This window comes from Bradyrhizobium sp. 190 (assembly GCF_023073415.1).
Classification (GTDB): domain Bacteria; phylum Pseudomonadota; class Alphaproteobacteria; order Rhizobiales; family Xanthobacteraceae; genus Bradyrhizobium.
In genome coordinates this window covers 1-11,594 of the sequence record NZ_JADPJL010000051.1, presented here as the reverse complement: position 1 = coordinate 11,594, position 11,594 = coordinate 1, and the positions used below count along the sequence as shown (strand labels likewise).

Sequence of the window (11,594 nt, the reverse complement as noted above, 5' to 3'; positions counted from 1 at the left end):
CGTCTCCGAAATTGAAGAACTGCGCCGACGCAGGTCCGACGATCCCGATCAGGAGCGCGATCGCAACCGCCAGCGCCACCAGCGGGCCGGTGTCGGTGAACACGCGCAAGAAGGACTTTGGCTTTCGCATCCGGCTCGGGTCGTAATGGATCGTGAGATGTCAAATATAGTACTGGAATCGGGCCGCAAGCGGGCAGATTTTCCTCATAAACCGGGGTTCCGGCCTGACCGTCAAGGCTTCTGCCGAATCGTGGTTTTCAGGGTTACTTTCGGGCTGAAAGCAAGATTTAACGCCCCCGCAGCCGCTCCAGCACGTCGGAGGAGGCGAACCCGTCCGCCGGCGCCCCGATCGAGGCCTGGAAGCCGCGCAGCGCCTCCCGCGTCTGGCCGCCAAACTGGCCGTCCGGCGTGCCCTTGTAGAAGCCGCGCTGGGCCAGGAGCTGCTGCAGTTCCAGCCGTTCGGCGCGCGACAGCACCCGTTCCTGCCGCGGCCAGGGCTGCACGAAGGCGGGTCCGCCGCGCAGGCGGTCGGCAAAATGGCCGATCGCCAGCGCATAGGCCTCCGCCGGGTTGTATTTCATGATCACCCGGAAATTCTGCAGCATCAGGAAGCCGGGCCCCTGCGTGCCGGCAGGCGCCAGCAAATAGGCCTTTTCGGTCGTGTCGGGGAACGGCTTGCCATCGGCTCGCTTCATTCCCTGCTGCTGCCATTGTGCGATCGTCATCGCCTTGGCCTTGTCCGCCAGCATGAAATTAAAGCCCTCCGGCAGCACCACCTCGTAGCCCCAACTCCGGCCGGTCTGCCAACCATCCTTCTTGAGATTGTTGGCGGTGGAGGCGATCAAATCGGCAGCGTTGTCGACGACGTCGCGGCGGCTATCGCCGTCAGCATCGACGGCGTAGCGCTTGAAGGCGGTCGGCATGAACTGCGTCGGCCCGAACGCGCCGGCCCAGGAGCCGCGCATTTGTTCGGGACGCAGATCGCCGCGATTGAGAATTTCCAGCGCGGTGAGGAATTCGTCCTTGAAATAGGCTTGGCGGCGGCCGACGCAGGCCAGCGTCGCCGTCGAATTCACCACGTTGCGGTCGCCCATCTGCGTCGAGTAGTTGGATTCGATGCCCCAGATCGAGGCGATCGCGTAGCGATCGACGCCGTAGGCTTTTTCCACCGCGTCGAACTGCGGCTTGTACTTCGCGAGGATCTCGCGCCCTTTGGCGAGGCGGTTGTCGTTCACCAGGATATCGAGATAGTCCCAGATCGCCTTGGTGAATTCGGGCTGCGAATCCATCAGGTCCATGATGCGCAAATCAGGCGCGAGGCCTGCGGTGAAGCGCTCGAAATTTTCCCGGGTGATGTTGCGGCGTGCGGCATCAGGCCACATCGAGGCGACGCAATTTTGAAAATTCGCCGCCGCTTCCCGGATGGCGGAGGCGGTCATCAGCGGATGGCCGGAGGCGCCGTCCTCGCCGCTCCAGGGCGGCGGACCGCCGTCCGGGCCGGGCGCGGCCTGCGGCTGCGCGGTTTTCTGCCCTGAGAAAATGTTGCCGAAAAAGTTCGAAACCCCGTTGCCGGAGGATTGGGGTTGAGATTGGCCTTGAGATTGGGCTTGGCCGCTGGAACACAACAGCGCGGCCGCGATTAGGACCGCGCCGGTTCGATTGCTCATCGCTCGTTCCATCAGACCCATGCCATGTCCGTCCGTTGCAACCAATCTCGTGTCAGAAGGCCCTGTCACGGTTTCCAGTAGCTTAACAGAGGGGATTTTGTTGTGGCGTCCGGTGCGCGCAAGGGGAGGCGAACGGCCACCATACATCCGCCTTTGTTCAGGGGTGCAAACCGGCTATCAACGTGCAATCAAAGCACTTTCCTCATTTCCAAAGTCCTCAATATCAAGGCTTCCGACATCCCATGAAAATCCGTAAAGCCGTCTTCCCGGTCGCCGGTCTCGGCACCCGCGTCCTGCCCGCCACCAAGGCGATGCCGAAGGAAATGCTGACCATCGTCGACAAGCCGCTGATCCAGTACGTGGTCGACGAAGCCAAGGAAGCGGGAATTGAGCATTTCGTCTTCGTCACCGGGCGCAACAAGGGCGTGATCGAGGATCATTTCGACCGGATGTTCGAACTCGATACCACGCTGGCCGCGCGCGGCAACAAGAAGGCCGAGCAGGACATTTTGGCGCGCGACCAGCCCGAGGCCGGCGCCACCAGTTTCACCCGCCAGCAGGCGCCGCTCGGCCTCGGCCACGCGGTCTGGTGCGCGCGCGACATCGTCGGCGACGAGCCGTTCGCGGTGGTGCTGCCGGACGAACTGGTGCTGAATGCGCCCGGTTGCCTGAAGCAGATGATCGAGGCTGCAGCCAAGCTCGGCAGCAAGTCCAACCTGCTCGCGGTGGAGGCGGTGCCTGACGATCTCACGCACCAATACGGCATCTGCGGCGTCGGCAAGCGGCTCGCCAAAAACATGTTCGAGGTCGACGGCATGGTGGAGAAACCGCCGAAGGGCACCGCGCCGTCAAACCTGTCGATCACCGGGCGCTACATCCTGCAGCCGGAAATCTTCAAGATCCTGGAGACCCAGGAGCGCGGCGCGGGCAACGAGATCCAGCTCACCGACGCGATGAAAACCCTTGCCACGACGCAAAAGTTCTACGGCGTGGAGTTCGAGGGCGAGCGGCACGATTGCGGCTCGAAACCCGGCTTCCTGCGCGCCAACATCGCCTACGGCATGGCGCGCGCCGATCTGCGCGACGACCTGCGTACGGAGATGAAGAAGTATCTGGAGAAGTGAGGAGAGGCGCGGAGGCCTATCGCCGTCATTGCGAGGAGCGAAAGCGACGAAGCAATCCATCGGTCCGCATATGCTGAAGCATGGATTGCTTCGCTTCGCTCGCAATGACGAGATACCGGGGAGAGGGATGACGAAGAGAGCATTTGATAAGATCAAGGCTGGCCTTGAGGAGGTCAAAGCCTATCTCGACGCTTTGCCGAAGAAGCGAGACGACGAAGCTCGTCCGCCGCAACAGAAATAGTGCAGCGTTCGTCTTACGCCACCAGCGCGAGCTGCGGGATCGCGGCGAGCACCGACTGATTGCGGCCGTTGGCCTTGGCCGCGTAGAGCGCCTTGTCGGCCGCTTCGATGAGATAGGACCAGTCGATGGCTGCCGTGGGCGTGATGCTCGCCACGCCGACGCTGACCGTCGTGACATTGGGGTCTTCCGCCCAAGTTTCGACCTTCAGGCGGATGGTTTCGGCGACGGTGAACGCTTCCACCGCCGAGAGGCCCGGCAGCAGCACCGCGAATTCCTCGCCGCCGTAGCGCGCCGGGCAGTCGCCGGCCCGCCGAACCGCGTCCGAAATGCAGATCGCGATGCCGACCAGCACCTGGTCGCCGGCTTGATGTCCGTAAGTGTCGTTGTAGGCTTTGAAATGGTCGGCATCGATCATCAGCACCGCGACCGGGGTCTTGTTGCGCGCTGCCCTCCGCCACTCCAGATCGATCTCGATATCGAATTTGCGTCGGTTCTTTAGCCCCGTCAGCGCGTCCGTCGTCGCGAGCTCTTCGAGTTTCTCTTCGGCCTCCGCACGGCGGCCGATCTCGCGCGCGAGGAACAGCGTGGTGCCGGCCACGAACAGGATCAGCGTCATCATGACCACCCCGATCCGCAGCACCTCCCGGTGCCAAAGGTTCAGGATGCTCGCCAACGGCTTTCCGACCACGACAAAGAACAAGTTCGTGCTGCCGCTTCGAACGTAGAGCCGCGGTGTCGGATCGACCGGCCCGACGCCGGCGTAAGCGGCGCCTTCCTTCAGATTGTCCGCGCGCCACTTTGGCCGCTCCGCCAGGTTCTTCCCGATGACATCAAGGTCGAAAGGCTTCCGCATGATGATCGTTCGGTCCCGGCGTAGCACCGTGATCGTATCGCCGGGGTTGAGGGTCAGCCGGCCGAACAGGTCATGGAAATAAGTGAAACGGATCGAGCCCACCACGACTCCGAGAAAACCACCATCGGTATCGTTGATGCGCCGGCTGAGCACGATCGAATAGGCGCCGCGGCGCAGCATCGGGCGGCTCATATACAGGCCTAGATCGGGATTGGCGCGGTGGACCTGGAAATACTCCTCGTCGCTGCGATCCTCCGTGGCCGGATCGAGGCTTGCCGCATCGTGCGTCAGCTTGCCCTGTGCGTCGAACACCTGGATTACGCCGAAATGTTTGGCGGTGGCGGCATGATCGAACAGGATCAGGTGCTGGATCTCCTTGCTGACGCTCCTGATCTTCGGCATCACCAGATTGCTGGCGACGTTGCGTAGCGAGAGGTCATAGAGTTCGATATTCCGGCTGATGTCGGCATCGATGCCGGCTGCGAGATTTTCGAGCGTCTGGCGCGCGAGCTCTTCCTCGCCGCGGCGCATGTCGAGCATCACGCTGGCGCAAATCGTGGAGAATCCGATCACGGTCGCGATCGACGACGCGATCAACAGCTTCGCCGACAGCCGCCAGGGCCGACGGCCGGAGTCTTTCCTGAACCAGCCAATTCTGGTCCCATCGCTTTGCCGTCCAAAAGGCATCGACCGCTCCAATCCTTCCGGTATGCGGCCGGATATGTTGTTGCGGGCTTAAACGGCGACAGCGATATGATAATCAGTTAACGCTTGGTTGCCGGGAACGACGGTTTTGCGCAAATCGCCATTGGAGACACGGGTGAACGACTACGACCTGCTGCGGGACTATCTGAAGAAGCAGAAACTTCCTGAATTCGTGCTGAGTTTCGAGCAGATCGAGGAGATCATCGACGCGGCCCTGCCGCGTGCCGCGCAGCGCGCGTCATGGTGGGAAACCCTGCGCAGCCCGCAGGAGAAAATGCCGCAGCGCGAGGCCTGCCTGGAAGGCGGCTACATCGCGACGCGGCAGGCGGATGGCAAGAGCGTGAAGTTCAAGAAGATGCCCGTGAGGCGATGAGCGCTTGCCGTCCCCCCGTCATCACCGGGCGCATGCAGCACCCGTGCGGGACGGTCAGCGGCCGTTCGGGTCATCGTCGAACGCAGTCTGTTCCGCCGGCCCGATCAGGACATCGAGAGTTTCGTCGATGAAACGCGGATCAGCATACTGTGGGCCAAGGATTAGCGGATAATATGGGGTGCTAGCTAGCAGACGTCGTCTCGCTACACGCTGCACGTCCCAAAAGTGCCAATTTCAGCCGCCACCCTTCCTGCTACGCGGGCTGTCGTATATGACAGAATTGCCAACGGACGTGCCGATCGTCTTAAGGAGCGAAATGGCGGCATGGATGGTGGCGACGGTTAGTTAATCCAAAAGTCGCGATCTTGATCGATGCAAGCGCGGACAGGCATTTCAACCGGGGCATGGCATGGTGAATCGATTTACGACGGCGCGATCCATCGTGGCGATACGGCGTTGGGGTTCTCCCGCCACTGTGACGCTCGCGGTGATGGCCGCACTGACGGCGCTGACCGCCGACGCTGCGGCGAGACAGGCGCGCCCCAAGCCCTCCACCGAGGCGGTGGCGCCGCGTGATGCAGGCGAGCCGATCATGGCGATCGTGTCGATCAAGACCCAGCAGGTCACGATCTACGACGCCGACGGCTGGATCATGCGCGCGCCGGTTTCGACCGGCACCACGGGACGCGAGACGCCCGCCGGCGTGTTCGCCATTCTCGAGAAGAACAAGGATCACCGCTCGAGCCTCTATGACGATGCCGAGATGCCGAACATGCAACGCGTCACCTGGAACGGCATCGCGCTGCACGGCGGGCCGCTGCCCGGATATGCGGCCTCGCACGGCTGCGTGCGGATGCCCTTTGGCTTTGCCGAGAAGTTGTTCGACAGGACGCGGATCGGGATGCGGGTAATCGTCTCGCCTGATAACGCCGAGCCGGTCGAGTTCTCCCACCCGGCGCTGTTGGTGCCGAAAGCGGAGGCCATCGCTGCCGCGCCGGCCAGGGCCGAGGCGCTCCCCCGCGAGGCGGCCGAGGCAGCCAAGACGGCCGACGAGGCGAAGAGGGCCGCCGCAACAGCGGCGCGCGAGACGGCGTCGGTGACGGCGTCGCTGCGCAAGCTGCAGGGACTCAAGACCCGCGCCGACGCCGAGTTCGCCTACGCCGACAAGGTGCTCACCGCCGCCAAGACGGACGAGGCCAAGGCGCGGGCCGAGGACCTCAAGCAAAAGGCCGCCGCCAAGGCCGCGGAGCTGGGAAACCAGGTCGACACCGCCAAGGCCGACGCGAAATCGAAGCTCGACGCCGCCGCCGTCGCAAAGGAAGCCGCCAAGACGGCGCAGACGCGGAAGGTCGACACCGCCAAAGCGGCGACCGAGGCGAAGCTCGCGCTCGAGCCGGTCTCGATCTACATCAGCCGCGCGACGCAGAAGCTTTACGTGCGCCGCCCCACGCATAAGCCGGCACCTGACGGCGGCGGCATCGTGTTCGATGCGACGATTGAGGCTCCGGTCACGATCCGCAATCCCGAAAGACCGATCGGCACGCATGTGTTCACGGCGGTGGCGCGCAACGAGGCGGGCCTGCGCTGGACCGCGGTCACGATCGACAACGGCGACAACGCCAAGGCCGCGCTCGACCGCATCACTATCCCGCAGGAGGTGCTCGATCGCATCGCGCCGACCGCATTGCCGCGATCCTCGATCGTCGTCTCGGACGAGCCGCTGAGCAGCGAGACCAACTATCGGACCGAGTTCGTCGCGGTGCTGAGCACCGAGCCCCAGGGCGGCTTCGTGACGCGCCGGCCGACGGCCGATGTCCTCGTTGCGAGCGACGACGTCCAGGGCGACGGCGGCTTCGGCTTCTTCAATTTCCCGCGCGGTCCGGCCCCCCAAACCGGCAACACGCGCGGCCGCGGCGGCCAGTACTATCGTCCGGTGCAACCGGGCTGGTGGTAAGACGCGGCACGCCGCGCGTAGGGAAGGCGGGGACCCATAACCACAGGGCGTTGTTGCTGCAAAGGCAACTGGCTCCATCACTTCACGGAGAGGCCGCGGCGTATGGGCCCCTGCGAACGTGTTCGCAGGGGCGACGAAGAGGCTAGCTCGCCGCTTCGAGCCGTTCTTCCGTGAGCAGCCGCATTGCGGCGTCGGCGTCCATCGGTTCGCCGAAGGCAAAGCCCTGGGCGTATTCGCAGCCGAGCTGATAGAGCTCGACCGCATCCGAATCCGTCTCGGCGCCTTCCGCGACCACGTCCATGCCGAGGTCGTGGGCAAGCGCGATGATCGATTTCAGGATCACGGGGCGCGTGCCGCGGCTAGTGGTGCGCACGAAGGACTGGTCGATCTTGATGGTGTCGAACGGGAAGCGCTGGAGATAGGCCAGCGAGGAATGACCGGTGCCGAAATCGTCGAGCGACAGCCCGGTGCCGAGTTCGCGGATGCGGGTCAGCATTTGCGCCGCGTGCTCCGGGTTCTCCATGACCAGCGATTCCGTAAGCTCAAGCTTGAGTGTGCCGCGCGCGACCGACGAGCGCGACAGCACGGTGCGGATGTCGTGGATCAGATCGTGGCGCAGCAACTGCCGGGAGGAGACGTTGACGGAGGCAAAGATCGGCTCGCGCGAGCGCATCGCGCGCTGCCACACCGAAAGCTGCCGCGCGGTCTGGTCGAGGACGAACATGCCGAGATCGACGATCAGGCCGATTTCCTCGGCAATCGTGATGAATTCCGACGGCGACATCCGGCCGAGCTTGGGGTGGTCCCAGCGTGCCAGCGCCTCGAAGCCGGCGATCGAGCGGTCTTCCAGCCGCACGATCGGCTGGTACAGAATGGTGATTTCCTGCCGTTCGATGGCGCGGCGCAGTTCGCTTTCCAGCGTCAGGCGATCGGTCTTGCGGGCGCGCATGGCCGGCTTGTAGACGTCGATGCGGTCGCCGCCGATGCGCTTGGAGTGATACATCGCAAGCTCGGCGTCCTTGATGATTTCCTCCGTCAATTGCGTCTGCGGATCCGACAGCGCGAGCCCTATCGAAGCGGTCAGGAAGATCTCGCGGTCGTTGAAGGCGATCGGCGCGCGGATGGTCTTGCGGATGGTTTCGGCAAACGCTGTGATGCGCGCCGGGTCCTGTTCCGATATCAGGATTAGGCCGAACTGGTCGCCGGCCAGCCGCGCCAGCGTGTCTTGCGGTTTGAGGATGCGCGTCAACCGCCGCGCCAGCGTCAGCAGGATGGAGTCGCCGACCGCGATGCCGACGGAATCATTGACCTGCTTGAAGCGGTCAAGATCGATCACCATCAGCGTCGGCCGCAGGCTCGGCATGCTCTTGGTGAAATTGGCCACCGCGCCAAGGCGATCCATGAACAATTTGCGGTTCGGAAGACCCGTGAGGTTGTCATGCACGGAGTCATGGAGCATGCGCTCTTCGGCGTTCTTGATCTCGGTGACGTCGGTGAGCGTTCCGACCACGCGCGAGACCTCGCCGTCGGAGCCGACCACCGGGCGCGCCTTCAGCGCGAACCACATGAAATGGCCATCGGGCGTGCGCAGGCGGAAATCCTGCACCAGCCGCCCGCGGCGCTGGTCGAGCACGCTGTCGAGGGCTGCGCGGAAACGATCCTGATCAAGCGGATGCAACACCTCGAGCCATTTTGCGGCCGGGCCTTCCAGCGTGCCGCGTTTCAGCCCGAGCAGGCTTTCGGTCTCGGGACTCGTGAACACCTTGTCGGCGGAGACGTCCCAGTCCCAGATCAGGTCGCCGGAGCCCGTCAACGCCAGCGCGCGGCGCTCGACGTCGGAGACAATGCCGGTGGTCGCGCCGCCGCCGGCGAAGGCGTGCTGCATGACCGTAAATCCGATCAGCATCACGATCAGCACGAGGCCGCCGAGCAGTGCGGGGCCGACGATGTCGTTGGTGACGGAGCCCGCCACTGTCATGCCGGCCGCGATCACCCAGACCACCAGCAGGAACCAGGTCGGGATCAACAGCACCGCGCGGTCGAAACCATGCGTCGAGAGATAGACGATCAGCGTAAAGCCGGCGAAGGCGATCAGCACCAGCGAGATGCGCGCAATGCCCGATGCGACCGCGGGATCGAACAGCGCCAGCGCCACCAGCGAGCCGAGGAAGGCCAGCCAGCCGACGGTGATGTGGGAATAGCGCACATGCCAGCGGCTGAGATTGAGATAGGCGAACAGGAACACCAACAGCGTCGCCGCCAGGATCGCTTCGCCCGCCGCGCGCCAGACGCGCTCGGCGTTGTTCGACATGTCGAGCACCTTGCCCCAGAAGCCGAAATCGACGCCGATATAGACCAGCACCGCCTCGGCGAGCGCGGCGGCGGCCGGGAACATGATGCTGCCCTTCACCACGAACAGAATGGTGAGCACCAACGCCAGGAGGCCGGAGATGCCGATCACGATGCCCTGGTAGAGCGTGAACGAATTGACCTTGTCCTTGTAGGCGTCGGGTTCCCACAGATAGAGCTGCGGCAGTTTATCGGTGCGCAGTTCCGCAACGAAGGTGACGACGGCACCAGGATCGAGCGTGATGCGGAAGATGTCGGCGGTGGCGCTTTCCTGACGCTCGGGACGATCGCCGACCGACGGCGTGATGGTCGCGATGCGCGACAGGCCGAGATCGGGCCACAGCAGGCCCGACGACACGATGCGATAATGGGGCGCGACGATCAGACGGTCGAGCTGGTCGTCGGTGTTGTTGGCGAGCGCGAACACCACCCAGTTCTGTCCGCCCTCGCGGGCGCGGACCTCGATGCGGCGAACGATGCCGTCGGTTCCCGGCGCCGTCGAAACCTGGATGCGGTCGGTTTCGCTGCGCTGGTGGTCGAGCACGGCGGTGAGATCGATGGCAGGCGCGTCACTGCGGACGCTGACCGCGTCAATGGCGTGCGCCGGAGGCGCAGCCGCAACAATCATGAGGCCCAGCGCAACCAGCGCAAGGCACCTGATCAGACGCAATGTCAGTACTCCGCGAACAACGACCTTCCCGGCCCAGCGAACGGGTCGGCGTTGCCGCGATAAATGACATGAAAGCAAAGCGAATCAAAGGGTTTCCGCCTTCGCTCCACTTGCGATCGGCTAAACGGCCAACACAATTTTGCCAATATGTGCGCTGGTCTCCATCCGCCGGTGCGCGTCGGCGGCTTTTTCCAGCGGGAATGAGCTGTCAATCAGCGGTTTTACCCGTCCATCGCGCAATAGTGGCATCACCTTGGCCTCGATCGCCGCGACCATCGCCGCCTTATCCGCATTAGTACGGGGGCGCAGCGTGGAGCCGGTGTGGGTCAGCCGCTTCACCATCACCTTGGCAATGTTGACGGTGACCTTGGGGCTGTTGAGGGTTGCGATCTGCACGATACGGCCATCGACCGCGGCGGCGTCATAGTTGCGATCGACATAGTCGCCGGCCACCATGTCGAGGATCAGGTTGGCGCCCACATTGTTGGTCTCCGCCTTGACCACGGCGACGAAGTCCTCGGTCTTGTAGTTGATCGCGCGGTCCGCGCCGAGTTTCAGGCAGGCGTCGATCTTGTCCTGCGAGCCGACGGTCACGATCACTTTGGAGCCGAACGCCTTGGCGAGCTGGATCGCCATGGTGCCGATGCCGGATGAGCCGCCGTGGATCAGCAAGGTTTCGCCGGGCTTCAGCGCACCGCGCTCGAACACATTGTGCCAGACCGTCATCAGCGTTTCCGGGATCGCGCCGGCTTCCTGGATCGAGAGCGACGGCGGCACTGCCATCGCCTGCGCGTCTTGCGCAATGCAATATTGGGCGTAGCCGCCGCCTGCCACCAGCGACATCACCTTGTCGCCGAGCTTGTGCTTGCTGGCGCTTGTCCCGAGTGCGACCACTTCGCCCGCGATTTCAAGGCCGGGCAGGTCGCTGGCGCCGGGCGGCGGCGGGTAGGCGCCGGAGCGCTGCGCGACGTCGGGGCGGTTGACGCCAGCGGCCATCACCTTGACCAGGATTTCGCCCGGACCGGGCGTTGGCACCGCGCGGGTTTCGGGCAACAGCACCTCGGGGCCGCCGGGCTTGCTGATACCGACGACGGTCATTTGCGCGGGCAGCTTTTCCATGATTTGTCCTTGCGAAACGCTGAAGAATTTTGAAGGCGGCCTCTGATTAACCAGCCCGGCTCCGGCTGGCAACCGCTCCGGGGACCGCCCAGCGCAAGGAGAAACGCATGGCGATCGAGGATGACGACAAGCCGCGGAAGAAAATCACTCACGAGATCGGCCAGGATCTGTCGCTGCTGTCGGTCGAGGAATTGACCGAGCGCATTGCGCTGATGAATTCGGAAATCGAACGGCTGCAAGAAGCGGTCAAAAAAAAGCGCGCGTCAAAGGACGCTGCGGACAGTTTCTTCAAGTCGTAAGGTCTTCGAACGCGATCTCTCACCACGTCGTCCCTGCGAACACGAACGCAGGGACCCATACCCCGCGCCCATCTTGTGACAGGCCGCTGGCCGACTTCCCGCAATCATAACCGCCGGTGGTTATGGGTCCCTGCGTTCGCACTAGCTGATTCACACATCTTTGAGGGTTTCCCACGCGGAGGCGACGCCCAAGAAGTATTGGAGGCCATGCCTGATGGTGATGGGGCCGGGTTTGGTGCG

At 63.7% G+C, this 11,594-nt stretch carries 8 protein-coding genes; 4 read left to right on the top strand and 4 right to left on the bottom strand.

Features of this window, described 5'->3' with window-relative positions:
- Window positions 1-287: 287 nt before the first annotated feature.
- A complete protein-coding gene (locus tag IVB22_RS26740; protein ID WP_247520244.1) occupies window positions 288-1,667 on the bottom strand; it encodes a lytic murein transglycosylase in 1,380 nt (459 codons plus the stop codon).
- 242 nt (window positions 1,668-1,909) lie between these two features.
- Between IVB22_RS26740 and galU the strand changes: the two genes are divergently transcribed.
- The gene (galU, locus tag IVB22_RS26735; RefSeq protein WP_247520243.1) at window positions 1,910-2,791 is read left to right on the top strand and encodes a UTP--glucose-1-phosphate uridylyltransferase GalU; all 882 of its coding nucleotides are present in this window, start codon (window positions 1,910-1,912) and stop codon (window positions 2,789-2,791) included.
- Between the two features lie 254 nt (window positions 2,792-3,045).
- On the opposite strand, the gene IVB22_RS26730 is transcribed toward galU, so the two are convergent.
- Complete coding sequence (locus tag IVB22_RS26730) at window positions 3,046-4,572, bottom strand: diguanylate cyclase (protein ID WP_247520242.1); 1,527 nt, start codon at window positions 4,570-4,572, stop codon at window positions 3,046-3,048.
- Window positions 4,573-4,705: 133 nt separating this feature from the next.
- On the opposite strand from IVB22_RS26730, the gene IVB22_RS26725 reads away from it, so the two are divergent.
- A complete protein-coding gene (locus tag IVB22_RS26725; protein ID WP_247520241.1) occupies window positions 4,706-4,963 on the top strand; it encodes a hypothetical protein in 258 nt (85 codons plus the stop codon).
- A gap of 409 nt (window positions 4,964-5,372) precedes the next feature.
- On the top strand, window positions 5,373-6,917 hold the full coding sequence (locus IVB22_RS26720) for a L,D-transpeptidase (protein WP_247520240.1): 1,545 nt from the start codon (window positions 5,373-5,375) through the stop codon (window positions 6,915-6,917).
- A 142-nt stretch (window positions 6,918-7,059) separates the two neighbouring features.
- On the opposite strand, the gene IVB22_RS26715 is transcribed toward IVB22_RS26720, so the two are convergent.
- Window positions 7,060-9,936, bottom strand: coding sequence for an EAL domain-containing protein (locus IVB22_RS26715; protein ID WP_247520239.1), 2,877 nt, complete (start codon window positions 9,934-9,936; stop codon window positions 7,060-7,062).
- A 120-nt stretch (window positions 9,937-10,056) separates the two neighbouring features.
- Complete coding sequence (locus IVB22_RS26710) at window positions 10,057-11,055, bottom strand: NAD(P)H-quinone oxidoreductase (protein ID WP_247520238.1); 999 nt, start codon at window positions 11,053-11,055, stop codon at window positions 10,057-10,059.
- A gap of 107 nt (window positions 11,056-11,162) precedes the next feature.
- Here IVB22_RS26710 and IVB22_RS26705 point away from each other — a divergent pair, with 107 nt between their 5' ends.
- Window positions 11,163-11,354, top strand: a complete 192-nt coding sequence (locus IVB22_RS26705; RefSeq protein WP_247520237.1) for a DUF1192 domain-containing protein — start codon at window positions 11,163-11,165, stop codon at window positions 11,352-11,354.
- Window positions 11,355-11,594 lie beyond the last annotated feature (240 nt).

What these genes read in the sequence shown, in the direction of transcription:
- IVB22_RS26705 (WP_247520237.1), top strand. Translation starts at nt 11,163, where the DNA reads ATGGCGATCGAGGATGACGACAAGCCGCGGAAGAAAATCACTCACGAG.
- IVB22_RS26740 (WP_247520244.1), bottom strand. Translation starts at nt 1,667, where the DNA reads ATGAGCAATCGAACCGGCGCGGTCCTAATCGCGGCCGCGCTGTTGTGT.
- IVB22_RS26730 (WP_247520242.1), bottom strand. Translation starts at nt 4,572, where the DNA reads ATGCCTTTTGGACGGCAAAGCGATGGGACCAGAATTGGCTGGTTCAGG.
- IVB22_RS26720 (WP_247520240.1), top strand. Translation starts at nt 5,373, where the DNA reads ATGGTGAATCGATTTACGACGGCGCGATCCATCGTGGCGATACGGCGT.
- galU (WP_247520243.1), top strand. Translation starts at nt 1,910, where the DNA reads ATGAAAATCCGTAAAGCCGTCTTCCCGGTCGCCGGTCTCGGCACCCGC.
- IVB22_RS26710 (WP_247520238.1), bottom strand. Translation starts at nt 11,055, where the DNA reads ATGGAAAAGCTGCCCGCGCAAATGACCGTCGTCGGTATCAGCAAGCCC.